Genomic DNA, 24,981 nt, shown 5'->3' on the forward strand with positions numbered 1-24,981 from the left:
TGCGGGGTCTCGTCTAGACCATACTCCCGCAGGCGTATCGTGCCTTACGCTACAATCAACTTAGTAAAAAATCAACATTGATCTTTAACACAGCCAATAGATTAATATTTTTACAAAGAGGAGGAAAGAGTTATGGGAAAAGAAGTGGATTATGACATTGTCGTCATTGGATGTGGAGTTGCAGGAACATCAGCAGCCTTAGCAGCAGCAGAAAAAGCGAAGGAAGAAGGGGAAAAACTTTCTATTGCTTTGTTAGAACGATCGGATTTTGATCATCGAGGAGGAAATTCTCGTTGGACAGCTTCCTACATGCGAATGAAAAACCTCGATGAAGTGGCAGATAACTTTGTGGAAGATATGATGGCTTTTTCTGATAACTATTCCGATCGAAAATACATTGAAACCCTTGCAGCAAACGCTGGAAAAACATTACGTTGGGTACAAGAAAAAGGAGTAGACTTTGATTATTTACCAACGATGTTTTTAACTTCCTCAAAGCCACGATTGTTACCAGTTGGTGGCGGCCGGGCAATTATCGATACATTGGCTCGGAAAGCAAGTGCCCTTGGTGTAGAGATTATTTATGAAGCTACGGTATGGGATTTAGTTCTAAACGAAGAAGGTGCAGTAAGCGGACTAAAGGTCCGTGTAAAAGGAGGGGGATCACTTCATCTAAATGTAGGTGCTGTTATCCTTGCTGCAGGGGGCTTTCAAGGAAATCAAGCATTGATGTCAAGGTATATTGGAAGAGATGCCCATAAAATCCGTACCGTTGCCGAAGGTGGTTTATTCAATAAAGGGGAAGCCATCGAAATGGCAATGAAGATTGGAGCTCGAGGAGCTGGTCAATTTGACTCCTTCCACGCGGAACCTGTGGACCCAAGAAGCAAACGGGAGGAAGCTGCAGTCATGACATTCCCATATGCGATTTTAGTAGATAAAAATGGGCAGCGTTTTGTGGATGAAGGGCGAACGACAATTGATGAACAGTATGAAGCTGTTGCACGGACGATTTTCTACGATCTCCCAGACCATATTGCCTATATGATTAGTGATCAAAAAATGTATGACATTCCAAACTACGAGCAGGCATTAGAAACGGATAAACCTGCAATCGAAGCTGATACCCTCGAGGAATTAGCAGAAAAATTGGAGATTCCTGCTGATAAGTTAGTAGCTACCGTCGAGTCTTATAACAAAGCTTGTCAACCAGGGGAATTTCGTTGGGATAAAAAAGACGGAAAAAAAGCAATAGGAATTAATCCTCCTAAGTCAAACTGGGCGATCCCGATTGACAAAGGACCATTTATTGCCTACCCAATTGTTTGTTCCAACGTATTTACAAACGGCGGTATTGCTACTGATACGGATGGCCGTGTCTTATCACAAGACGATTATCCGATTCCAGGCTTATATGCTGCTGGGGAAACGGCAGGCTTATATTATGGGAAATATCCAGGTGGTACATCCGTTTTACGAGGTTTAGTGTTTGGAAGACGGTCGGGGATGCATGCCGTTTCGTATGTATGTAACCCAGAAAAATTAGAAGTTTGATAGACAACAGGGTGACCGAATGGCTCGGGCGCCCTTCCTAGTTCCTAAACACAAAAAGGTTTTGCAGGAAAGGGTGATACACTTGGAATTGAAAGATAAGGTAGCATTGGTGACAGGGGGAGGCAGAGGAATTGGCCGGGAAACATGTATCCTATTAGCCAAACAAGGTGCCAAAATAGCCGTTTTTTCAAATAATCTACAAGAGTGTGAGGATACAGCCAACTATATTATAGAAGAAATCGGTGGAGAAGCCATTTCCATTCAAGGAGATGTACGTTCAGAGGTTGACGTCAGTCGTACAGTGAGGGAAACGCAAGAAAAGCTGGGATCCGTGGACATTTTAGTAAATAATGCTGGAGTCATGAGTTTAAAACCGTTTGTGGAAACGGATGTAAAAGAATGGGACTTTGTTCAAGATATTAATATTCGTGGCACATACTTATTTGCCCGTGCGGTAATACCAGAAATGATAAGGAAAAAAACTGGGGTTATCCTTAATATTTCTTCTATTTGGGGAACAAAAGGCGGACCAAATCGTAGTGCCTATATTACTTCAAAGTATGCGGTTATTGGTTTTACAAAAGCTTTGGGGGAAGAGATGAAGCCATACAAGGTGAGGGTGAACGCTGTATGTCCAGGACCAGTTGATACAAAAATGATGGAAGAACTAGCTCCGGATGTGAATAAGGAGAATTGGTTACACCCTAAAGATATCGCACATGTCATTGTTGATTTATGCTTGCCGCACTCCGTTGCAGTAACAGCTACTGCAATCGAAGCATTTGGAAGTGGCCGCCCTGTAGGGATATAAGTAAGGGATGAATGTAAAAAAAAGAGTTTAGGAGAACGGGAGTGAATTTGATGAACATAATTGTACTAATGAAATCGACTTTTGATACAGAGGAAAAAATTATTATTAGTGACGGTCACATTGACGATAGTGAAGCAGATTACATTATAAATCCATACGATGAGTACGCAATTGAAGAAGCAATCCTTTTAGGTGATGAGCATGGCGGCGAAGTCACCGTCGTCACTGTCGGGAGCGAGGAAAGGGAAAAAGAGCTTCGCACCGCTCTAGCGATGGGGGTAGATAAAGCCGTCCTCATCGATAATGAGGAAGTGGAAGCAACCGACCAATTTACGACTGCTACTATTCTTGCCGCTTATTTAAAAGATCAGGAGTTTGATATTATCCTTGGAGGAAACGTAGCGGTTGACGGTGGTACAGGTCAAGTGGGTCCCCGTGTTGCAGAACTATTAAATATTCCTCAAGTTACCACCATTACAAACCTTCGGGTGGATGGGACGAAGGCAACAGTTGTCCGTGATGTGGAAGGGGACGAAGAAACAGTAGAAGTTTCCTTCCCCCTTCTTGTTACGGCACAACAAGGCTTGAATGAGCCACGTTATCCTTCCCTTCCAGGCGTTATGAAGGCAAAGAAAAAACCATTAGAAACACTAGATTTAGATGACCTTGATTTGGAGGAGGAAGAAGTTGAAGCAAAAACAAAAACAGTAGAAATCTTCCTGCCGCCACAAAAACAAGCAGGAAAAATATTAGAAGGGGAAATGCACGAGCAGGTGCAAGAGCTTATCACTCTATTAAAATCAGAAAAAAAAGTCATTTAATAGGAGGTAGCAACATGGTAAAAAAAGTATTAGTGATTGGGGAAATTCGAGACGGAGAGCTTCGGAACGTTTCCTACGAATCCATTGCAGCAGCTAAACAAATGGCAGATGGTGGAGAAATTGTTGCCGTATTATTAGGGGATACAATAGGGGAACAAGCAGATGAAATGATTTATTTCGGTGCAGATCGTGTTGTTAAAGTGGAACACCCTGATTTAAAAACCTATACGACGGATGCCTATCGCCAAGCGATATTACAAGTTTTAGAGGAGGAGCAGTCTGACGGGGTTGTAATGGGACATACAGCCATGGGAAAAGATCTATCTCCTCGAATCGCAGCAAAATTAAGCACAGGCTTAGTTTCGGATGTCGTTGATGTGGAAGTGGTAGGCAGTGAGCCTGTCTTTACCCGTCCAATATATTCCGGGAAAGCTTTTGAGAAAAAACGTGTAGATGAAGGTATTGTCCTTGTGACGATTCGCCCTAACAATATCGAACCGTTAGAAAAAGACGAGTCACGTACTGGCGATGTGAAAAATTTACCAGTGGAAATCAAAGATCTCCGTACAGTGGTGAAAGGGGTTGTTCGCAAAGCCACCAGTGGTGTCGACCTTTCCGAAGCAAAGGTCATCGTTGCTGGTGGTCGTGGGGTAAAGAGTGCAGAAGGCTTTAACCCCCTTGAAGAACTCGCTGAATTATTAGGTGCGGCAGTCGGTGCCTCCCGTGGGGCTTGTGACGCTGAATATTGCGATTACTCCTTACAAATTGGGCAAACAGGGAAGGTGGTTACACCAGATCTCTATTTTGCCTTTGGTATTTCAGGAGCAATCCAACATTTAGCAGGAATGTCGAATTCCAAAGTGATCGTTGCTGTTAACAAGGATCCGGAAGCCCCTATTTTTGAAGTAGCGGATTATGGGATTGTTGGTGATTTATTTGAAGTAGTTCCACTATTAATCGAGGAATTAAAGGGTGCCCTAGTAAATTAATAATATATTTTTATTATAACAAGTTAGGTTTGAGGCTGACATTCTCTTTTATGGGATGGGCAGCCTTACTTTATATTAATTTATGATAAAAATAAATTAAATTGGAGTGAAAGTTTTCATGAATACAATACAAATAATTAATCTAATGTTCTTCCTATTAGTGACGGGATATGCTTTTTATTTATTTGCCGCATTAGTTCGGGCACGGTATGAATATATCAAACTAGGAAAAAAAGCGGAGTTTGATCAAACATTCAAGGACCGTTTTAATAACGTTCTAATAAATGTCTTTGGTCAGAAAAAACTGTTAAAGGATAAAAAGAGTGGTATTATTCATGTCATGTTTTTTTACGGGTTTATACTTGTTCAATTTAGCGCCATTGATGTTATTTGGAAAGGATTGGCCGTAGGTTCACACCTGCCTCTTGGTCCCGTGTATCCATTTTTCACTTTTTTCCAAGAACTGATCATTGTAATGATTTTAATGGCGGTTATTTGGGCATTTTATCGTCGTTATATTGAAAAGTTAACTCGCTTAAAACGTGGGTGGAAATCAGGTTTAGTACTTCTATTTATTGGAGGGTTAATGGTTTCAAAGCTAGGTGCCAAAGGGATGGAGATAGTTTGGTTAGATAAATCAGTCACTGGCTTTGAACCGATTGCTTCAAGTGTAGCTTTGCTAGCGCAAGGTATAGGTCCCAGTGTCGCGGCAGTACTATTCTTTGTTTTTTGGTGGCTTCATCTATTAATATTGCTAACGTTCCTAGTCTATATTCCACAATCGAAGCATGCCCATTTAATAGCAGGACCAGTAAACGTTTTTTTAGGTAGAACGAATAAAGTTGGTCAGCTTGCAAAAATAAATTTTGAGGATGAAACACAAGAAGTTTTTGGAGTAGGAAAGGTAGAAGATTTCAATCAAAAACAATTAATAGATTTATATGCCTGTGCAGAATGTGGCCGTTGCACCAATATGTGCCCCGCAACAGGGACGGGAAAGATGCTTTCCCCAATGGATTTAATTCTAAAAATACGGGACCACCTTACAGAAAAGGGAGCAGCCATTACATCCCAATCACCTTGGTTGCCGGCCTATGCCTTTAGTCACACGATTGGAAACCAAAATGCATCCCAAACTGCTGCTAATGAAGAAGTGGCAGCAGGCTATGATGTAAGCTTAATTGGTGATGTTATTACGGAAGAAGAAATTTGGGCTTGTACCACATGCCGAAACTGTGAAGATCAATGTCCAGTGATGAATGAACATGTGGATAAAATCATTGACCTGCGTCGTTATCTTGTTTTAACAGAAGGGAAGATGGATACCGATGCCCAACGTGCCATAACCAACATAGAGCGCCAAGGGAATCCGTGGGGGATCAACCGTAAAGAACGGGACAACTGGCGGCTAGGTCGAGACGATATTCACGTCCCGACGGTGAAAGAAATGCAAAAAGCAGGGGAAGAATTCGAGTATCTTTTTTTCGTCGGATCCATGGGATCTTATGATAATCGAAGCCAAAAAATAGCCCAATCATTTGCAAAGGTGTTAAACGTAGCAGGGGTGAAATTTGCCATTATTGGAAGTAAAGAAAAAAACTCAGGGGATACACCTAGACGTATTGGGAATGAATTTTTATTCCAAGAGCTTGCATCAGCAAATATCGATATGTTCCAAAAATACGAAGTGAAGAAAATTGTAACAATTGATCCCCATGCGTACAATACGTTTAAAAATGAATATCCTGAGTTTGGATTGGAAGGGGTAGAAGTGTATCATCATACAGAACTTCTTGCCCAACTTATGGAGGAAGGAAAAATTGTTCCAAAGCACGAAGTTCATGAAACTATCGTTTACCATGACTCTTGTTATTTAGGGCGTTATAACGATGTTTACAGTCCTCCTCGTGAAATTTTAAAGGCGATTCCGGGAGTTGAAGTGGTTGAAATGGAGCGCAATCGTGAAAATGCCATGTGCTGTGGTGCTGGTGGAGGAATGATGTGGATGGAAGAACATTCAGGGGAACGTATAAACATCGCCCGCACCGAGCAGGCGCTAGCAGTGAACCCGAGTGTTATAGGCAGCGGTTGTCCATACTGCTTAACGATGCTAAGCGATGGAACGAAGGCGAAAGAAGTGGAGGATCATGTGAAAACGATGGACCTAGTGGAAATACTAGAAAGGTCATTGTAAATTCCTAAATTAATTAATGGATGTACCTTGAACAAGTTTGCCTAAATACATGACCGAATGATTCAGCTGATCTAGCTTCTTCTCAATGCGGTAAAGTGAGTAGAATGTAACGGCAATGGAAAAACCCGTATTCACTAACAAGACTCATCCGTAGTTCCATTTCTCCTCACCCCCTTCAACTATAAATAGTAGTAAGAAAAACGGAGAGGTAATCCCCTCCGTTTTTCTATTTAGAGCGTGTTCAAAAGGGGAAAAAGCACCCCTTTTGAACAGACGCTTATAGTAAAATGTCCACTTGGTCTACTCTACGTTCTACTACGCGGGCCCTTCGTTTTCCAACTAGCCCTCCGTCGAAGGTTGCAAATACGTTACTTGCAATGATCGTATCCATCGCTTGAGCTACCGATTGTGGGTTGACTGGCTCTATTGGATCGTCGATAGAAATAGTCGCTGCTTTCCCATTCTCATTGGTAAAAATAAGTTCTAATCGTTTTGTCATGTGTTTTCACCTCCTCTTCTAACTGACCTCGTAAAATCCTACTGAATTAATTCGTACGTGTTGCTTCGTTCTACCTTCTCTAATTCATTCTTTTGAAGAGAAGCTAGTGCCATCGCAGCTTGGAATAGCTGCGTGCTTTCTGCCTGAGGGACGATATTGCGATAATGCTTCGCTTTGAAAACTGGTTCTCCCTCATCGTTATAGCCCGTAACAAAATGTAAAGATAATCGACTAAATACGATATCACCCATGCTTTTCACCCCCTTTCACCTACTATGTAGACTTGAGAAGGCAAAAAGGAGGAGACTATTTTAAAAAAATGAAAATTTTTTCGTTGTTTGTGAACATTTTGTGACATAAAGGGAAACTTTTTTTGATTTTTTAAAAGTTTCCTCCTCCTTTTTGACGTTTCAAGTCTACATAGTAAGCGAAGGATAGAATATTACAAACGAGGTGGTTGGGTAATGGAGAAATTAAAGCGATCTGTCATCAAAGAGGAATAAGCAAACTGGTAGATAATGGGTGGCTAGATGAGAGGAAGAATCCTGCTATTGGTTGGGATCATACAAAGCAGTATCGAGTGAATCTAATAAAACTACAAAGGGATCTGTTAGAGAAGGGGTACGTCTTACAAGATTACAAGATTAATCTTCAAGACTTCATGCCCCCTACTTAGGAAAAATTACAAATGGAAGGGTCAAAAAGGAAAATAGGAAGTGGCGAAAACTTCTCTATGATTTTTCAAAATGAAAATACAATACCAGAGATTACTACAGAAATTACTACAGAGATTACAACAAAAGACATGATCGCTGAGATCGTCACCTATCTCAATGAAAAAGCATGGGAGAACTTCCAAATGAATTCTAGAAAAACACAAGAGCTCGTAAGAGCGAGAATAAGAGAAGGATATCGTTTAGAAGATTTCCAACAAGTCATCGATAACAAATGCTCAGATTGGTTACTAGATAAAAAATTGAGTAAGTTCCTCCGTCCAGAGACATTATTCGGTACTAAATTTGAAGCTTATCTTAACGAACAAAGTACTGCCGTTGACGAAAGTGAGTTTGATCGCTATGTAAGGGGGGGAGAATAGCCATGGAGAAAAGGGAAACAGCCCAACTACTAATAGAAATTGATCGATTTTCTCAAGGGAAGATGAAGCTAGAAGGAGCAACGTGGAGGCATGGCATTGACTAATGAAAGCACAAGACGACAGTGAAGTGATCCGCCGCTTAGACCAACATGTGTTGCAATATAAATACCCCCTAACGATTGACGAAAATGCCCTAAGAAAAGCTAATTACAATTATTGGAATGGGTGATAGAATAAAAGGAACAGTATTGAAAATTTTGGAGGGACTTATGGGAAAAAGTCAGTATATTAGTTTTGCCATTATCGTTGGATTGGTTATTGCAGTGAGTATATTCTTTAGAGACCCTGTGGAAGAGGTTAGTGAGGTTGTTGAAGGTGATGAGGAAACCCTAACAATAATAGAGGAATTAGAGCAGGAAGTTGCAGAGTTACATGTACATATTGAAGAATTAAATGAGGAGTTTTCCGAATACCGGGTAACCTCGATTAATGAGAAAGCAGCATTACAACAAGATCATGCAACGGTATTACATGAGATGTTCCATCTATATGAAATGCTGGTAGATAGTGAAATTATTATGAACTATTACCATGATGGAGCAGAAATGAAGTATAAGGAAGTGGGGAATAGTGAAATAGTATATGTTGCTGACTACGGCAATAGTCAATACAATTTAACTGTAATTACTAGAGGTAGTCAGTATGGAATAAGTCTTTATTTGTACGAGCCTTCTCCAGAGGACGGGATCAATTGGAGCAGTGGAACGTTGAATTCGGTCTCTCAGCATGGTGGCATTATTACGGATGAGGAAATTGCCAGAGTCTCCGTGAAACAGCAGTCAGGGCAACAAGAGGCAACCATTAAACAAATGGAGGACGTAGTAAGAGTTTGGTTTGCGTCCTTTGGTGATTGGGAGAATCGTGATTTGACAATTGAAGCATTCGATAAGGATGGGTATGTCCTTTGGAAAGGAGGATGGGATGAAGGTCAATATTTCAGTGGAAGAACGGATAATTAGGGTTGCTTAAATGAACACGTGCTCTTGAGGTACGTGTTTTTTCTTTGTGAAAGGCTGTTTTCGTAAACATTCCCGATCAGTTGATCAGTTTGATAAAAAGTACTTAAGCGTGGTATAAGTGTAGAAGAAACAGGGACATTAATTTTGAGATAACCGTTTGGCCTGGTATCCCATTATGAGAGGATTTGAATTTAATTATGACAGATAATTTTTGGCGTGATCTCCCACGACCTTTTTTTATACTAGCACCAATGGAAGAAGTGACAGATGTTGTTTTTCGCCATGTAGTGAGTGAAGCAGCTAGACCTGATGTGTTTTTTACAGAGTTTGCAAACAGCGAGAGTTATTGTCATCCGGATGGAAACAAAAGTGTACGTGGGCGTTTGACTTTTACAGAGGATGAACAACCAATTGTCGCCCATATATGGGGGGATAAACCTGAGAATTTTCGACAAATGAGTATTGGTATGGCTGAACTCGGGTTTAAGGGTGTGGATATCAATATGGGCTGTCCTGTACCTAATGTGGCTCGGCACGGGAAGGGAAGTGGCCTTATCCTTCGACCAGATGTTGCCGCAGAATTAATACAAGCAGCAAAAGCAGGAGGATTGCCAGTAAGTGTAAAGACAAGGCTTGGTTTCACAGAAATAGACGAATGGCGCGAATGGCTGACACATATATTGAAACAAGATATCGTTAATCTTTCCATTCATCTGCGAACAAGAGAGGAAATGAGTAAAGTAGCTGCTCATTGGGAGCTGATCCCCGAGATAAAGAAACTTCGAGACCAGGTAGCACCAGAAACACTCTTGACCATCAATGGTGATATTCTTGACCGTCAAACTGGCTTGAAGCTCGCCCGTCAATATGATGTGGATGGGGTTATGATTGGCCGTGGTATTTTCCATAATCCATTTGCCTTTGAAAAAGAGCCGAAAGAGCACAGTAGTAAGGAATTACTCGATCTTTTACGATTGCATATGGATCTCCATGATAAATATTCCCATTTAGAGCTCCGTCCGTTTAAAGCCCTTCATCGCTTTTTCAAGATATATGTCAAAGGATTTTCCGGAGCGAGTGCATTAAGAAATCAACTAATGAGCACAGAATCAACAGATGAAGTGCGTGAACTGCTCGATAACTTTGAATTGGGACAAGGGGATAGGGACAAAGGGACAGGTAGAGGCCACTGAAAAAGGGTGTTTTTTCCTTTTTTCAGTGGCCTCGACGCAATCAGCGAAGCCGTTGCAAGTTTTTGCCTGCTATGAGTGGTTTTTTCATAGCAGGCGTGCAACGCGCGGAGCGATTGCTATTTCTCAGCGAAAAAAAGTGGTGCTTTTCCACTTTTTTAGTCCCTCTAAGCAGTGGGCGAAGCCGTTGCAATTTAACTATCCGAGTTTTTCAGCAGCCTGAACCTATCCACGTGTCCCAAAAAAATATACCCGCAATCAACGAATGCGGGTAAGAATCTCTTATTCAATCGACAAAATCTATTAAAACCTAGGTGGTGACAGGCACCACTAATTACTAAACGGGAGATGTGAGCTGTGAAGCGTAATTTTTAGGTCGCCATCGTCATTTCTTGTAAAAGCAAAAGTGTACTCTACTTCTACAGGATCTCCGCCATCAGCTGGTGTAAAGTAATATACTCCCATAGTTACAGCTTTATTTCCTACAATTTGAACCCCTTCGTTTTCCCAACGTACATCTAACCAAGGAGTAATTGCAAAACCACTATCCTCGGAAATATCTCCACCTATGAAATATGACAAAGCACTTTCAAAGGTACCACGGTGACGTTCTTCTAAAGCTAAAGTTGGTTTGAAAAGAACTTCGCCCATGTCATAACCATAGAAACGTTCGATATGCTCAATAGCAGCTGCTTCGTAGTCGCCACCCTCGCTGTATACTTCACCGATATGAACAATTCCTTCTCCCCAGTTTACCTGGAATTCTAGAACTTCCTCTTCTGTGATTGCTTGTGGAGCAGGACTAAACGGTAAATGAGAGCTGTGAAGGATAATTTTCATGTCGCCATCATCATTTTTTGTAAAAGAGAAAGTGTATTCTACTTCTACAGGCTCTCCACCATTAGCTGGTGTGAAATAATATACACCCATACTTGTAGCCTTATTTCCTTCAATTAAAACTCCTTCATTTTCCCAACGTACATCTGACCAAGGAGTAATAGCGAAACCGCCATCCTCAGCAATGTCTCCGCCGATGAAGTAAGATAAAGCACTTTCAAAGGTACCACGGAAACGTTCCTCTAAAGCTAAAGTTGGTTTGAAAAGAACTTCACTCATGTCATAACCATAGAATCGTTCGATATGCTCAACAGCAGCAGCTTCATAGTCGCCACCTTCGCTGTATACTTCACCAATATGTACAATTCCTTCTCCCCAGCTTTGCTGAAATGCTAGAACTTCCTCTTCTGTAATGCTATGCGTTAATTCTACTGTTTCTTCTACAGAATCAGCATCAGCTACGTTGTCATTCGAGCATGCAGTTGTAGTTAGTAGTGCAACTGACAATAATGCAATACCCATCATTTTAAATCTTTTCATCATTTCCCCACCTTTTTTATTTTAAGTTGATAACTTTTAGTTAACTATATTAATATAGTTAACTAAAATGCAACAACAGAAATAATAATATCAGTTATATAATGCAAAAACAACTATTTTTATAGAAAAATATGGTTGAATTTTATTCATTCAATTTAAAAAGATTTTGATAAAATGTTTTGATATAATTTAAGGAATCGAAAAAAAATTATATGAATAGAAACATTTTAGTTGCTAAGGTGGGAGAACGAGCCAATGCCAGATTTTAAGAGAAGACTTAAGAGGTTGAGAAAGCAAAATAATTTAACTCAACAAGAAGTTGGAGATAAAATACAAGTTTCTAAAGTTGCGGTTTCTGGTTATGAAAATGGGGTACGTACCCCAGAGATCAGTACATTAAAGAAGATAGCTGATTTATTTAATACATCAATTGATTATTTAGTAGGCTATTCCGATATCCCAGAGAAATCCAGCGATTATATTAATCCGACGGTTACTCATTCTGTCTCTGATACTGGGATACTTGAAGGTAGATATAAAATAATTATTGATGATGAAGAAGTTGATGAGGAGCTAATAGAGGAAGCCATAGATTATATTAGAGCAAAGCGGATTATGCGGGACAAAAGGACAGGTAGAGACCACTGAAAAAGGGCGTTCTTTGAGCCCACTGAAAAAGATCGCTTTTTATCTTTTTCAGTGGTCTCGAACAGGTACCGCGTCCCACAGATGAACGGGGCAATGAACCTATCCCCGTGCCCCTTCAAAAAAGGTTAATCATTTGACGCATCGGCTAAACCGTAATAGTATTATGGTATGGTAGACTAGCCTTAAATCAATATCGGGGGTACTGGAATGAAAATATTCGTAACACTGCTTTTAGTTCTTGCAATTATTTCGCTCGTCGTTGGAGTAAAAAAGAAGCAGCGTAACATGATCATAATCTCTAGTTTAGCAAGTGTTGGTTTTCTTGTATTGTATATGGTTTTATTTCGGTTTTAACATAGACTGTGCTAAATTATAATATCGTGCTAAGCTTAGAAAACGTGTGAAGGCGTCATTACGAGTTATTGTAATGATGCTTTTTTTTGTAGAAAAAGTATCCTTTGTCTTTCGTATTTGACCATTACTACGTAGCAAAGGTAGGTAAATGTAATAAGGAAGCACACTTCATAATTAAAATTGATATGTGCTTTTGACTTTTTTATGTACTTTTACCTATAGAAACCAATAGTAAAAGTTGAGTTATGATAGCCAGATTAGGTAATTCCAACAATGGTCTATTGACACACATATTAGACATTGGCTTGTTGTGAAAATCATATCAATTAAAATAAGAAAACCAAAATACAATTGATTAGTTAATTTATCGAATGCTATTTATGAAATGATTGGAGGAAAACCTTGTGACAGCACAAGAAAAAATGGTTACTGCAGATCGCACAACCTATGTACTATCTGGCCTTCACTGAGCAGGCTGTGCTGCTCAGGTTGAGCAGAGAGTTTCAGAATTACCAGGCACAATGAAAGCGACTATTAATTTTAGTGCTTCTAACCTAATTGTTGAAGGAAACGTGCCACACGAAAGTGTTATAAAAGAAGCAGAAAAAGAAGGAGTTACTGCAAAACCGATGGGAGCAAAAGAAAATGATGAGCCTAGACCTTTCGTTCAAGCGCATAAAGACTTTGTTATTACAGGTCTATCTGTCCTTCTTTTTCTTGCAGGGTTGATTTTTGGGTTTACTGGCTATGAAACTTTGAAAATATCGTTTTATGCCCTATCTATTATTATAGGTGGTTATAAAACTGCACGTAGAGCATTATATGGACTGAAAAAGTTAAATTTTGATATGAATGTTTTGATGACAATTGCTGTTGTTGGTGCAGTTGCCATCGGGGAATGGGTAGAAGGTGCATTAGTCGTTATCTTCTTTTCCCTTAGCAATACACTATCTGTCTACACGTTGGAGAAAGCTCGTAATTCCATCAAGGCCTTAATGGGTCTTACACCAAGAGAGGCAAACATTATTCGAAATGGCGAAGAAATTCATCTTGCCGTTGAAGAAATCCAAATTGATGATGTTATGGTTATTAAGCCAGGTGAAAAAATTGCTATGGATGGAGTCGTTGTTAAAGGTAGATCCTCGGTTAACCAGGCAGCTATTACGGGTGAATCCATGCCTGTTGAAAAGGAAGTTGGGCATGAAGTTTTTGCCGGCACGATTAACCAACAAGGATCTATTCAGGTTCAAGTAACAAAACGGGTAGAAGATACAACGTTGTCAAAAATCATTCACCTTGTTCAAGAAGCACAAGGAAAACGAGCAAAAAGCCAAGAGTATATAGACAAATTTGCAAGTATCTATACACCGGTTGTTATTGCGCTTGCAGTGTTGCTTACGATTATTCCACCATTATTTTTTGGAGGAATATGGGGTGATTGGATATATAGAGGATTAGCTCTTCTTATTGCGGCATGTCCGTGTGCACTTGTCATCTCAAGTCCTGTATCGATTATCTCAGCGATTGGGAACTCAGCTAAAAATGGTGTATTAATCAAGGGTGGTGTGTTCCTTGAAGAAGCCGGAGCTATTGAAGCCATTGCCTTTGATAAAACGGGGACATTAACTCTTGGTCGTCCTGAAGTTACAGATATCGTAGCTGTAAATGGTACTTCCGAAAATGAATTTTTAGCAATTTCTGCAGCACTGGAAAAATATTCAGAGCATCCATTAGCAGCAGCTATTGTCCGTAAAGCTGAACGCGACAAAATTACATTGCCTAAAGCTGAAGATTTCTCCGCAATTACGGGAAAAGGTGCTATAGGGAAGATAAATGGGACTGTCTATTACATTGGAAATTCCCGTCTTTTCAATGAATTAGGTACGGATGTACATGTCGTTCAAGAGGATATTAAACGACTGCAAGAAGAAGGAAAGACCGCGATGATTTTAGGAACGGAATATAAGGTATTAGGGATTATTGCTGTTGCAGATAAAGTACGAGAAATAAGTAAAGAGGCGATTTTACGCTTAAAATCAGCCGGAATTGAGCGCACCATCATGCTGACAGGTGATAATCAGGTAACAGCCAAAGCCATCGCAGAGAAAATAGGTGTTGATGAGTTCCGTGCCGAATTACTTCCAGAAGATAAAGTGAAAGCGGTGAAAGAGCTTCAGAAGAAATACGGTAAAATTGCAATGGTTGGTGACGGGATAAATGACGCACCTGCGTTGGCTACTTCCAATTTAGGAATAGCAATGGGGGTTGCGGGGACAGATGCCGCTCTTGAAACTGCCGACATTGCACTGATGGCGGATGATTTAACGAAATTACCATTTACGGTCCGTTTAAGCCGTGCAACGTTACGAAATATTAAGCAAAACATTTGGTTTTCAAACGGAATTAACTTTATTACATTGATCCTTATTATACCTGGGTTTGCATCACTGTTATTTGTAGTGTTAGCCGATGTATTAGCTGCTGTTTTTGTTGTATTAAATGCAATGAGGCTTTTGAAAATCAATCCTATGAAAAAGAGTTAAAAAGGAACATAACAAAGCAGCCCCCATTGCAGCATCATAAGTTGATGGGGGCTAGTACCCTCTCTTAATGCTAGTTTCAGTTCATCTTCTTTTAATGTTCGACGAGCGAACCTTGCGAGATTAACAGGATCATCCTCTCCATCTGGAATCGCTCGAAGCATTTTTGGAGATGAAACACCCATAATTTCTGAAACAACAGAGCCATTTGGATTTTTACACCTTGTTGCGCAGTACAATACTACTATTCAATAGAAAGTGGTATTACACAATTGGCACGATTTTGGAAGACCAAAGCCTAATTCCTCGGTAAAGGTTTAAGGAGGATTAGGCTTTTTCACTTCAAAATTGTTGACAGAAACGTGAATCGTTCCTTCATGATGACAGACGGGGAGTGGAAATATATATGGTATGAAGTACTTTTTCATATCCTTGAGGATCCGAATGAAGTTTCAAACCTTGCTCATAAGAATTTAGAAAAGAGGCTGAAGATCGGAATAAGTTAATTGATATATTAGCTGCACATGAACAGGATCCCGCTTACAAAGACATGGAATTAAAGGCAACATCCCCAGGTAAAAAAGCACCGAAAAATTTGCAGCCTCAGATCAATTCCTTATGGCATAGGAAAGTCCCGTGGGATACCATTCATAGTCTTCAACGACAAAATATAGGGAGCTGGTTCAATTTGTTTAATTGAATACTATGCTCCTTTTTGTGTTTTTATTGTAAAAGTGGGCTTGACTATCATATCAACAATTAATAGGTGGTGTTCGTTGAAAAAGAATTCCCTTTTTGGTGGGGAAGATGTTTGGCTATGATGTGAAAAAATGAAGGGTATTTTCATAAGGTATATGATATTGCAACGGATTTGTGTGTGATGCTCTGTGAGAAGTATGGTTTATCAGGTTTAGGCTTTTTATTAAGAATAGACTTGTTTTTATCAAGATTGGAGTAATAGTTCAATTTATTTCAAAAAGAAATCTGTCTGTCCTAATAAAGCTCAACATTTACTGTTAGTTTCTAAAATTAATATTAATGTGTAATACATTTTTTGGGGAATGATTAACGTAAATATTTGAAACATTCAAAACATTTCATAATATGAAATTTGTCTATCGATTAATGATATGTATTTTTAGTAAATTGATGGTACAAAGTAGAGAACTGCAAAAGGGGATGATAAAAAGCAAAAAATTCTCTGATAAAAAATTAAAAAATTATTAGTATCCATAGTCGTGAAAATATGGTCAAAGGAGAATGATATAAAGATGGGTATTCGTACAGGTGAAGATTACATTAATGGATTACAATCGAAAAAACCAGAAATTTGGATGGAGGGCCGCAGAATTACGGATATCACAAATGAACCGGTATTTAAGCAGCCGATTAAAGAAATTGCCAAATTATATGATATGCAGCATGATTCCGAATATCAAGACAAAATTACAAGCATTTGTGAAGAAACAGGTGAACGAGTATCTAACGCTTTCATCGTACCAAGAACGTATCATGATTTAATGGCACGTAGAGCGTTATATGAAATTTGGGCAAAGGCAACTTTTGGTTTAATGGGTAGAACACCAGACTTCTTGAATGTAACAGTAACGGCAATGGCAAGTACTCCCGAATTTTATGCGAAATATAACCCGCAATGGGCAGAAAATATCCAAAACTATTATAGATATATTCGTGATAATGATCTGTTTTTAACACATGCGATTATGAATCCACAAACAGACAGAACAAAGACATCTAAGGACCAAAAAGATCCATATACGTATTTAGGTGCTGTTCAGGAAACAGAAGAAGGTATTATTGTTCGTGGTGCCAAAATGTTAGCTACTCTTGCACCAATTACGGACGAAGTTATTATTTATTCATTTCCAGGATTCAGACCAGGGGAAGAAGATTATGCAATATCTTTTGCGGTTCCAATTGATACACCAGGATTACGTTTGATTTGCCGTGAACCAGTTCAAGACGGAAAAAGGTCAATTTTTGATCACCCATTAGCATCAAGGTTTGAAGAACAGGATGCAGTCCTAGTGTTTGATGATGTTTTAGTTCCTTGGGATAGAGTATTTATATATAAAAATATTGAAGCGGCAAATAGAATCTATTCGGACACGGGTTTAAGTCAAAATATGCATCAAGCAACAGTAAGAGGATTGATTAAACTTCAATTTGCACAAGAAGTTGCCTCGAGTATTGCAGATTCAATCGGTGTCGATGGATTCTTGAATGTTCAAAACCAATTAGGTGAACTGGTACAGTCTGTTGAATCCATTAGAGCATTATTACGTACAGCAGAAAATGAATTCACTGTAAGACCGAATGGGGAAGTAGTACCTAATCCAATTCCATTAGAAACTATTCGTGGTATTTTACCGAAAGCGTATCCACGAGCCATTGAAATAATTCAAACGATCGGAGCTGGTGGATTGCTCGTTCCCCCTACACAAGCTGACATGGAGGCTTTGTCTGATGATATTGAGCGATATTATGGCGGTCGTGAAGGCGTTTCTGGGGAAGAGCGTTTACATTTATTTAAACTTGCTTGGGATCTTACAATTGAAGGATTTGGTCAAAGACTAGTGCAATATGAACGTTACTACTCAGGTGATCCAGTTCGAAAGTTAGGCATGTTCTACAATAATTATAAGAGACAAAATCCTTCTTTTCCACTTGTTGACCGTGCATTGGCAGAGTCTAAAGCAAATGATAGCAAAAATAAAGTAAACACTAAATAAGGTTGATAGACAGATGGGTATTCAACGAGAGAAAACAATCTTTAATTGGCAATAAAAGGATTATTAAAATATATTAGTTGTAGAAAGGGAGACTTTATTCAATGAAAATAGTAAGTTTTCGTCATGGAGAAAAAGAAAGTTTTGGAGTAGTAATTAACGATGGAATAGTTGATTTAAAGAAAAAACTTAATAATGAATATTCAGACCTTAAAACATTTCTTGAAAAGGGGAATTTGGAAGACATAAATATTGACGTTAATGATGTTCAGTATCCATTAGATGATGTATCACTGCTGCCGGTTATTCCGAACCCAGAAAAAATCGTTTGTGTTGGTTTAAACTATCATGCCCATGTAGAGGAATGTGGTGAGACGGAAACAGCAACACCGGTGATCTTCTTTAGATATCCTAGTTCTCAAATTGGTCATGAAGAGAATCTAATTCTTCCAAAAGAATCTTCACAACTAGATTTCGAGGGAGAAATTGCTGTTGTAATCGGAAAAAGCGGAAGGCGTATTAGCGTGGAAGATGCTTATAACCATATTGCAGGATATTCTTGCTATAATGACGGTTCTGTACGAGATTGGCAACTTCGTACTAGCCAATGGGGCCCTGGTAAAAACTTTGACGGAACAGGCGGTTTCGGACCTTGGTTGGTTACAAGAGATGAAATTAAAGATGGTGAAGTACTATCATTAGAAACTAGAGTAAATGGGGAGGTAATGCAAAGTTCTACTACTAATTTGCTTATTTTCTCTATTCCTAAATTAATTTCATTTATATCAAATTTTACAACTTTAAAGCCTGGAGATGTTATCGTAACTGGAACTCCTGGTGGAGTAGGGCTAAAGCGGGAGCCCCAATTTTTCTTAAAAAACGGAGATGTTGTTGAAATAGAGGTTAGTAAAGTTGGAACATTACGAAACACGGTTAAGGCTGAGTAACACATTTAATATTGTGGTATCAAAAATTTTATATTGAGGAGAAGATATTATGTTAAAACCTAGTAAACTTGGTTATGCTGAACTTGCCGTTAAAAACATGGCAGGAATGGAACATTATTATTCAGAGATATTAGGATTTACGCTAATGGAGGAAGATGAGGAAGGGAGAAAATACTTTAGTTCAGGTCTTGATCATCATAATATTATCTTAACACCTGTAAATGACAGCAACTTACTATCAATAGGCTTTCAATTGGATAAGGATATTTCTCTTATTGAAGCACAAAAGGAACTAAACAAGCATGGCGTTTCTTCCAAGCTAAAGTACGATACTCAACCTGGCATAACAGAGTTGCTTGAGCTTAAAGATCCTGATGGTTTTACTGTACATCTTTACTCAGATACTGCTATGCCAGCACCACGTTTCAAAGAAAAAGGTATTATTCCAAATAAGCTAGGACATTTAGCATTAGCTTCCATGGATCCGTTAAAAACGGCTGATTTTTATAAAGATGTATTAAAATTCTATTATACGGATAAAATCGATGAGCGAGCAAATTTTCTAACATGTAATAATGATCATCATGTTTTAAACATTTCAAACCTTGGGAAGCGGATTGGTCAGCCCAACCTTTATCACATTGCCTTTGAATTGAGAGATGCTAGTCATCAATATCATGCATTAGATGTTTTGGTAAAAAATGGTATTAAGGTTCTTTGGGGTCCAAACCGCCATACAGCCGGTCATAATATTGCCGCCTACCACCATGATCCAGATGGAAATTTAGTTGAATTATTTATTGATATGGATCAATTAATTCCGGGTTTAGGCTACTTCGACCCACGTCCATGGCATGAAGATTTCCCAATGCTACCAAGATACTGGGATGACAACTCTCAATGGGGTACAAAATTTGAAGAAACATTATTGGACTATGCAGTAAAGAAATTCGAGAAAGTTTCTAACTCGTAATGTGTTTATTATTTTGAAATATACTTGAATATAAAGGTAGAGCATTTTAATTCACAATACTCCGAATAATGGGTACTAATACTAATAAAACATTATTCAGTTTTTTGTACTCTTGAGAGCGTGTTCAAAAAGCTCCAAAACCTACCTTTTTGAACAGACTCTCTTAAAGAAAACATGTATTAAGTGACATAGAACTTTCAACCCTGTTATCTCATTAATTGTCCTTTCATTGTAAATGGATATAAGCTTATAGAAACCAGAAAATCTTAGAAAGCAACTCAAAATAATTTTTATCAACGAGAAAAATAGAGGTGGGAGCATAGCTACCACCTCTATTTTTTAATTAGCTTTTTGTTTGTTGTTGATATGCAGCTCCAAATTGATATAATATCGCCTCGGACCCATGCTTTCCGATTAATTGGAAACCAATCGGGAGTCCAGATTTAGATAGTCCACATGGGATAGATAATCCGGGGTTACCAGTATAGTTAGTTGGTGCAGTAAGTCTTAAAACAGCACTTCTTACAGTTTCAGAATGAGTCCCTATCATGACTTCTCTTTGGTTAATGTCGGTTGGAAGAATAGGGAGGGTCGGAGTTAATAAAATATCAACATTGTTAAATATTTCATTAAATTTATTTGTTAACTCCATTCTTTTTTGCTGTGCTATGACATATTGATAGGCTGGAAGGTTTTTACTATATTGTAAACGCTCAAAAACTTCTTCATCATATTCAGAACCGCGTGTTTGGATATTTGTCTCATGCACTGCATGAGCCTCAGCCTGAATGGTTATTACTTGATACTTGGCAATATCCTCAATTTCTTGAATCTCTACCTCCTCAATAAAAGCGCCTAAGTCTTGATACACCTTTATCACTTTTTCAATAGCTTTTGAAACTTCTAGATCGATGTTTTGGAAGTAATAAGAAGGAAGGGCAATTTTTTTGCCTGAGATGCTTCGCCCGATAAAACGAGTATAATCTTCTTTAGTTTTGTGAAGCGAATAAGGATCATTTGTATCGTAGCCTGCAAGAATGTTTAACATAGCGGCGTTATCTTTTACTTTCTTTGTCATTGGTCCAATATGATCCAAAGTATATGCTGTACTATATACTCCATATTTACTGACAAGGCCAAATGTTGGCTTCATTCCTACAACGCCGCAGGCAGCCGCTGGGATTCTGATTGAGCCGCCTGTATCAGACCCTAGCGCAACGTAAGCCATATCTTTTGAAACAGCAACGGCAGATCCACCACTAGAGCCACCCGTAATTTTATTGGGGTTATAAGGATTTCGACACGGTCCGATTAAAGAGCGATCACCAGTTGGCCCATATGCAAATTCATGGGTGTGCGTTTTACCTATAATAATAGCACCGGCATCTTTTAATTTTTGTACTACTGTTGCATTGAATTTTGGAACAAAGTCTTCAAAAATCTTTGATCCCATAGTCGTACGAATTCCATCTGTAAAAATCACATCTTTAATAGCAACTGGAACCCCATGCAACGGTCCTCTTATATTCCCTTTGCTAATTTCCTCTTCTGCACAACATGCCTCTTCTAGTGCCTCCTCTTCACAAATAGTAATAAAGGCATTATAAATTGAATTATCATTTATGTTTCGTAAACATTGCTCAACACTTTCCCTAGGTGATATTTTTTTAGTAATAAATGATTCTGATAAAGTTAATAAATCCATACTTTCCTCCTTGTTTAAATGTAAGTTGTTAGTTTTTAACGTATTGTAATAAAAAATTCCGAAGATTGAAATACCATTGTTTAAAATAATGAAATCTATGATTTTTTTGACTACTGAGTATTAATAAACCAATTGCAGCAGCCTAATTAATAGGTCCTGTACAGGATAACGTTGATTGTAGCGGAAGGTGCGAGACTCCTGCGGGAAAAGCAACATGTTTGTCATGCGACGAGTAATCGCAGGAGCAGCTGAAGACCCCACAGGGAGCCAGGATGGCGACATTACACCTAAGAGCAGCCCACAGGACGTGGGCTGCTCTTAGGTGTAATTGGAGGAGGCTGAAGCGTAAATTTGTAATGCATATATTATCTAAATTATTTAAAATTTCAATATTGAAATGCTGTTAATGTTTTTTTGTGATGTTCTTCTATACATAAGTGTGGGAGGGGAAAGGTCATCCCCCCTATGTATTACGCCAAAGGCAATAGTTACTCAAAAAGGTTGACTTTTATGAGGGGCATCATTACCAAGGGTCTACAATTTTTTAGAACCCCCGTCGAAAAACGGCTTTATGATAGAGTACTACAAATTTAAAAAACAGCAATGGTTATCTCAAAACATTTGTTTATAAAGGTCGGAGAAAGCAAGAACGTAGGAACCGTATCCATAAGATTATACACTTTAAAAGATTTTTTCTAAAATGCTATTTGCAAACCAATAAAAAGAAGCAGTGTGCCTTTTATTAGATTCATTCTATTCGCGATAAACGGTTTGCTCACTAAAAAACTGCGCAATTTTTCCGAAAATATACTAATGAGAGAAAAAATAACCAGTGCTTGAACTAAGAAAATCAAACCTAAAATAAGCATTTGTGCAGATACATTCATTGTTGAAGGTACAACAAATTGTGGAAGTAAAGCTAAAAAAAATATGGAAACTTTGGGGTTTAATATATTCATCAATATCCCTTTTTTGTACAACGAAGGATAATTCATTGTCTTTTGGCTCCCGTTTAAGAAAACGGAATTTTTTTCCTTAAACGACTGCCAAGCTAAATAAAATAAATAGGTTGCTCCAGCATATTTCACAATAGAAAAAGCAAATGACGATTGATAAACGATTGCGGAAATACCGATTGTCGCCGCAGTAATATGAAAAATTAACCCTGAGCAAAGTCCTAAGGCGGTTGCGATACCTGCCATTTTATTTTGCGAGATACTTTGTACTATTACGAACAAAATATCTGGACCAGGCATTAATGTAAGAAATATAGCTACCCCTAAAAAAGAAATTAAAACCATCATGTCCATTCTTTTATTCCCTCCGTATTCTAAATGTATTAATTTTCTGTATTTAAAATAGGTGTCGTTCCTCAACTTTTCTTGCATTAAGGTTAATGGTTATAAAATTATAAATCAAGCAAGTACAATTGATTTTTTAAAAGATATTAATATAGAGACTTTTTACCAGGTCGGGAAGCACTATAACCATTATGATAGACAGTCTCCATATTTAACGGGGATTTTATAATATTTCATCATTTTAAACATGTATATCGAAGCATGTTGGTGTTTAGTGTATATTTATAAGTACCACGAGGTTTGAACGATTGAATGATGTAGGATATAGAGTAATTAAGTTATATCCTTTACTTAACAAAATAGTTGAACAAAAATATAAAAATATTTGTGAGAGAGGGGAAGAAGATATGAAAGTTCATCAGACGAAACAGCTTAAATTATCTGCGTCGGTAGTTGCCATCGGTGCTTTTGATGGGATACATCTTGGACATCAAGCTGTTATTCGAGAGTTGGTTAAAAAAAGTCACTTGGAAGGGGTACCAAGTGTAGTGTATACATTTTATCCACCTCCTAGATCATACTTCCAAGGGGCTAAAATTCTGACAAAGCCGAGAAAAAAGATTGAATTAATACAAAATTTAGGTGTAGATCAACTTGTTCTAGCAGAGTTTAATGAGAAATATCTGCAAAGAACTGCAGAAAACTTTGTTAACGAATTGTTTCTATTGAATCCTAAAGTAATACTCGTAGGTGATGACTTTCGATTTGGCTATAAACGTATTGGAGATGTTCAATTATTAAAAAAATACTTTACAGTTCAGTCGGTTGAACCTATTTATTGTATTAATGGAGAAAAAATATCTTCTACAAAAATCAGAGAATTAATGGAACAGGGTGAATATAAACAGGTAGATTCACTTTTGGGAAGGTATAATGAAGCAATTAAGGCATAGAAAATGCTTATCAAATTATATTAATGACCAAAAGTGACATTGTTTTAGTCATATAATATTAAACCTTGATAATATTAGTGAAAATTTATTAGAGATTAAAGCTCTTTTTAAGTTTCGCTATTTTAAACACTTTTCCTGTATCCTTTGTTTTTATAAATTATCAAGTGATAGAATCTGCATTATTTAGAATATTTTATCAATAATGTTTTTCTTTAAAACTAATAAAAAGTAGGAGGAATTTTTATGCCCAAGATTATTATGATTTCAGGTAGTCCATCAAAAACTTCGCGGTTAAACGGTATTTTACAGTACATTGAATCGGTGGTAAAGGAAAACGGGAAGGATGTAGAAACACTTCACGTAGTAGATTTACCACCAGAAGATTTAATTTATACTCGTTTTGGTAGTGATGCTATTGTTGCAGCAAATAAGAAAGTGGAAGAAGCGGATGCTATCATTGTAGCTAGCCAAATATATAAGGCGTCTTATACAGGTATTCTGAAAACCTATTTAGATCTGCTACCTCAAGATGGATTGAAAGAAAAGATAGTTTTGCCACTTGCTTTAGGGGGAACACTTGCACACTTTTTAACCATTGACTACAGCTTTAAGCCTGTATTAACCGCATTAGGCGCTAAGAAAGTGTTAAATGGTCTGTTCTGTCTAGATTCTAACGTCCAATGGAATGATCAACAAGATATAGATTTTGAAGAAAAAACAAAAGTACGAATAGACAAAGCTCTTTACCATTTAATTGAGGAATTGAATTAAGAGTAAAAATAAATCGGCTTGATGCTTAGAATTCCCGTCATAAATAAGGGTCATTTTACAGCATCTCCGCAGCGTTTATTTAGTAGGTATTCTTTAACCAGACGGCAGAAAAAGTTCTCTTTGAGAAAGATAGAAAAGAAGTGGGTTGAATGTGAGTACGATATAATTTATCAAAAACAGCCTAAAATTGTGTTAAGAAAATTTCCATTTATACGTAAAAGAATCAATTTCATAATTCACTTTATTAAATAGCAAAACACTCTCAGAAAAACAGTTATACCTTTTAAAAATTTGATCTATTAACTTTGGTGTTGATTTTCGCTTCAGGATGCTCCTGCGCCACTTCGTTTGCTCGTCGCAGGTAAAGAGTGCTCGCTTTCCGCGGGCAACGCTCGATATGAACGAAACTGTCAAGGCTCCCTCTCTAAATTAGTAATGCGACTATTTTTGGATACTCTTAAGAAGAGGAGCTACTTTTTGGCTCCTTCC

At 38.2% G+C, this 24,981-nt stretch carries 25 protein-coding genes; 18 read left to right on the forward strand and 7 right to left on the reverse strand.

Features of this window, described 5'->3' with window-relative positions; all coding sequences use genetic code 11:
* Positions 1-132 precede the first annotated feature (132 nt).
* The 5 genes from J2S74_RS22415 (at position 133) to J2S74_RS22435 (ending at position 6,369) form a co-directional block, all read left to right on the forward strand.
* On the forward strand, positions 133-1,554 hold the full coding sequence (locus J2S74_RS22415) for an FAD-dependent oxidoreductase (protein ID WP_307330386.1): 1,422 nt from the start codon (positions 133-135) through the stop codon (positions 1,552-1,554).
* Positions 1,555-1,627: 73 nt separating this feature from the next.
* Complete coding sequence (locus tag J2S74_RS22420) at positions 1,628-2,365, forward strand: SDR family NAD(P)-dependent oxidoreductase (RefSeq protein WP_307330388.1); 738 nt, start codon at positions 1,628-1,630, stop codon at positions 2,363-2,365.
* 50 nt (positions 2,366-2,415) lie between these two features.
* The gene (locus tag J2S74_RS22425) at positions 2,416-3,186 is read left to right on the forward strand and encodes an electron transfer flavoprotein subunit beta/FixA family protein (RefSeq protein ID WP_307330389.1); all 771 of its coding nucleotides are present in this window, start codon (positions 2,416-2,418) and stop codon (positions 3,184-3,186) included.
* A 14-nt stretch (positions 3,187-3,200) separates the two neighbouring features.
* A complete protein-coding gene (locus J2S74_RS22430) occupies positions 3,201-4,175 on the forward strand; it encodes an electron transfer flavoprotein subunit alpha/FixB family protein (protein WP_307330391.1) in 975 nt (324 codons plus the stop codon).
* 118 nt (positions 4,176-4,293) lie between these two features.
* The gene (locus J2S74_RS22435) at positions 4,294-6,369 is read left to right on the forward strand and encodes a (Fe-S)-binding protein (protein ID WP_307330393.1); all 2,076 of its coding nucleotides are present in this window, start codon (positions 4,294-4,296) and stop codon (positions 6,367-6,369) included.
* A 9-nt stretch (positions 6,370-6,378) separates the two neighbouring features.
* On the opposite strand, the gene J2S74_RS22440 is transcribed toward J2S74_RS22435, so the two are convergent.
* The 3 genes from J2S74_RS22440 to J2S74_RS22450 all read right to left on the reverse strand — a co-directional run bounded on the left by J2S74_RS22440 (position 6,379) and on the right by J2S74_RS22450 (position 7,119).
* Complete coding sequence (locus tag J2S74_RS22440; protein WP_370876051.1) at positions 6,379-6,504, reverse strand: YvrJ family protein; 126 nt, start codon at positions 6,502-6,504, stop codon at positions 6,379-6,381.
* Positions 6,505-6,646: 142 nt separating this feature from the next.
* On the reverse strand, positions 6,647-6,868 hold the full coding sequence (locus J2S74_RS22445) for a DUF2922 domain-containing protein (protein ID WP_307330399.1): 222 nt from the start codon (positions 6,866-6,868) through the stop codon (positions 6,647-6,649).
* Between the two features lie 38 nt (positions 6,869-6,906).
* A complete protein-coding gene (locus J2S74_RS22450) occupies positions 6,907-7,119 on the reverse strand; it encodes a DUF1659 domain-containing protein (RefSeq protein WP_307330402.1) in 213 nt (70 codons plus the stop codon).
* 206 nt (positions 7,120-7,325) lie between these two features.
* On the opposite strand from J2S74_RS22450, the gene J2S74_RS22455 reads away from it, so the two are divergent.
* The 5 genes from J2S74_RS22455 (at position 7,326) to J2S74_RS22475 (ending at position 10,176) form a co-directional block, all read left to right on the forward strand.
* Positions 7,326-7,544: a hypothetical protein gene (locus tag J2S74_RS22455; RefSeq protein ID WP_307330404.1), complete on the forward strand. Its 219-nt coding sequence runs from the start codon at positions 7,326-7,328 to the stop codon at positions 7,542-7,544.
* 12 nt (positions 7,545-7,556) lie between these two features.
* Entirely contained in the window at positions 7,557-7,964 is a 408-nt protein-coding gene (locus J2S74_RS22460; protein ID WP_307330408.1) for a conserved phage C-terminal domain-containing protein, read from the forward strand.
* A 103-nt stretch (positions 7,965-8,067) separates the two neighbouring features.
* On the forward strand, positions 8,068-8,193 hold the full coding sequence (locus tag J2S74_RS22465; protein WP_307330411.1) for a hypothetical protein: 126 nt from the start codon (positions 8,068-8,070) through the stop codon (positions 8,191-8,193).
* 40 nt (positions 8,194-8,233) lie between these two features.
* A complete protein-coding gene (locus J2S74_RS22470; RefSeq protein ID WP_307330415.1) occupies positions 8,234-8,983 on the forward strand; it encodes a hypothetical protein in 750 nt (249 codons plus the stop codon).
* A 197-nt stretch (positions 8,984-9,180) separates the two neighbouring features.
* Positions 9,181-10,176 (forward strand): tRNA dihydrouridine synthase, encoded by a 996-nt coding sequence (locus tag J2S74_RS22475; RefSeq protein ID WP_307330419.1) that lies wholly within the window; start codon positions 9,181-9,183, stop codon positions 10,174-10,176.
* A 327-nt stretch (positions 10,177-10,503) separates the two neighbouring features.
* On the opposite strand, the gene J2S74_RS22480 is transcribed toward J2S74_RS22475, so the two are convergent.
* A complete protein-coding gene (locus tag J2S74_RS22480) occupies positions 10,504-11,550 on the reverse strand; it encodes a metal-independent carbonic anhydrase family protein (RefSeq protein WP_307330421.1) in 1,047 nt (348 codons plus the stop codon).
* A 255-nt stretch (positions 11,551-11,805) separates the two neighbouring features.
* On the opposite strand from J2S74_RS22480, the gene J2S74_RS22485 reads away from it, so the two are divergent.
* From J2S74_RS22485 to J2S74_RS22495, 3 genes are all read left to right on the forward strand, one after another.
* Complete coding sequence (locus J2S74_RS22485; protein ID WP_307330425.1) at positions 11,806-12,198, forward strand: helix-turn-helix domain-containing protein; 393 nt, start codon at positions 11,806-11,808, stop codon at positions 12,196-12,198.
* A gap of 207 nt (positions 12,199-12,405) precedes the next feature.
* Complete coding sequence (locus J2S74_RS22490; RefSeq protein WP_307330427.1) at positions 12,406-12,552, forward strand: hypothetical protein; 147 nt, start codon at positions 12,406-12,408, stop codon at positions 12,550-12,552.
* Positions 12,553-12,974: 422 nt separating this feature from the next.
* Positions 12,975-15,095: a heavy metal translocating P-type ATPase gene (locus J2S74_RS22495; protein WP_307330456.1), complete on the forward strand. Its 2,121-nt coding sequence runs from the start codon at positions 12,975-12,977 to the stop codon at positions 15,093-15,095.
* Here J2S74_RS22495 and J2S74_RS22500 read toward each other — a convergent pair.
* Positions 15,092-15,277: a hypothetical protein gene (locus tag J2S74_RS22500; protein ID WP_307330429.1), complete on the reverse strand. Its 186-nt coding sequence runs from the start codon at positions 15,275-15,277 to the stop codon at positions 15,092-15,094. The genes J2S74_RS22495 and J2S74_RS22500 overlap by 4 nt on opposite strands.
* Positions 15,278-16,363: 1,086 nt before the next feature.
* Between J2S74_RS22500 and hpaB the strand changes: the two genes are divergently transcribed.
* From hpaB to J2S74_RS22515, 3 genes are all read left to right on the forward strand, one after another.
* Complete coding sequence (gene hpaB / locus J2S74_RS22505; RefSeq protein ID WP_307330432.1) at positions 16,364-17,845, forward strand: 4-hydroxyphenylacetate 3-monooxygenase, oxygenase component; 1,482 nt, start codon at positions 16,364-16,366, stop codon at positions 17,843-17,845.
* A 101-nt stretch (positions 17,846-17,946) separates the two neighbouring features.
* Positions 17,947-18,789 (forward strand): fumarylacetoacetate hydrolase family protein, encoded by an 843-nt coding sequence (locus J2S74_RS22510; protein WP_307330435.1) that lies wholly within the window; start codon positions 17,947-17,949, stop codon positions 18,787-18,789.
* A 49-nt stretch (positions 18,790-18,838) separates the two neighbouring features.
* On the forward strand, positions 18,839-19,762 hold the full coding sequence (locus J2S74_RS22515) for a VOC family protein (protein WP_307330438.1): 924 nt from the start codon (positions 18,839-18,841) through the stop codon (positions 19,760-19,762).
* 343 nt (positions 19,763-20,105) lie between these two features.
* Here J2S74_RS22515 and J2S74_RS22520 read toward each other — a convergent pair whose 3' ends face one another.
* Complete coding sequence (locus J2S74_RS22520; RefSeq protein WP_307330441.1) at positions 20,106-21,467, reverse strand: amidase; 1,362 nt, start codon at positions 21,465-21,467, stop codon at positions 20,106-20,108.
* A gap of 695 nt (positions 21,468-22,162) precedes the next feature.
* Positions 22,163-22,777 carry a LysE family translocator gene (locus J2S74_RS22525; RefSeq protein ID WP_307330444.1) on the reverse strand — a complete coding sequence of 205 codons (615 nt, stop codon included), beginning with the start codon at positions 22,775-22,777 and terminating at the stop codon, positions 22,163-22,165.
* Positions 22,778-23,175: 398 nt separating this feature from the next.
* Between J2S74_RS22525 and J2S74_RS22530 the strand changes: the two genes are divergently transcribed.
* Together J2S74_RS22530 and ssuE are read left to right on the forward strand one after the other, a co-directional pair.
* Positions 23,176-23,721 (forward strand): FAD synthetase, encoded by a 546-nt coding sequence (locus J2S74_RS22530; protein ID WP_307330447.1) that lies wholly within the window; start codon positions 23,176-23,178, stop codon positions 23,719-23,721.
* Between the two features lie 243 nt (positions 23,722-23,964).
* The gene (gene ssuE, locus J2S74_RS22535) at positions 23,965-24,492 is read left to right on the forward strand and encodes an NADPH-dependent FMN reductase (RefSeq protein WP_307330450.1); all 528 of its coding nucleotides are present in this window, start codon (positions 23,965-23,967) and stop codon (positions 24,490-24,492) included.
* Positions 24,493-24,981 lie beyond the last annotated feature (489 nt).

Origin of the sequence: Evansella vedderi (assembly GCF_030813435.1) — a bacterium.
Lineage (GTDB): Bacteria > Bacillota > Bacilli > Bacillales > Salisediminibacteriaceae > Evansella > Evansella vedderi.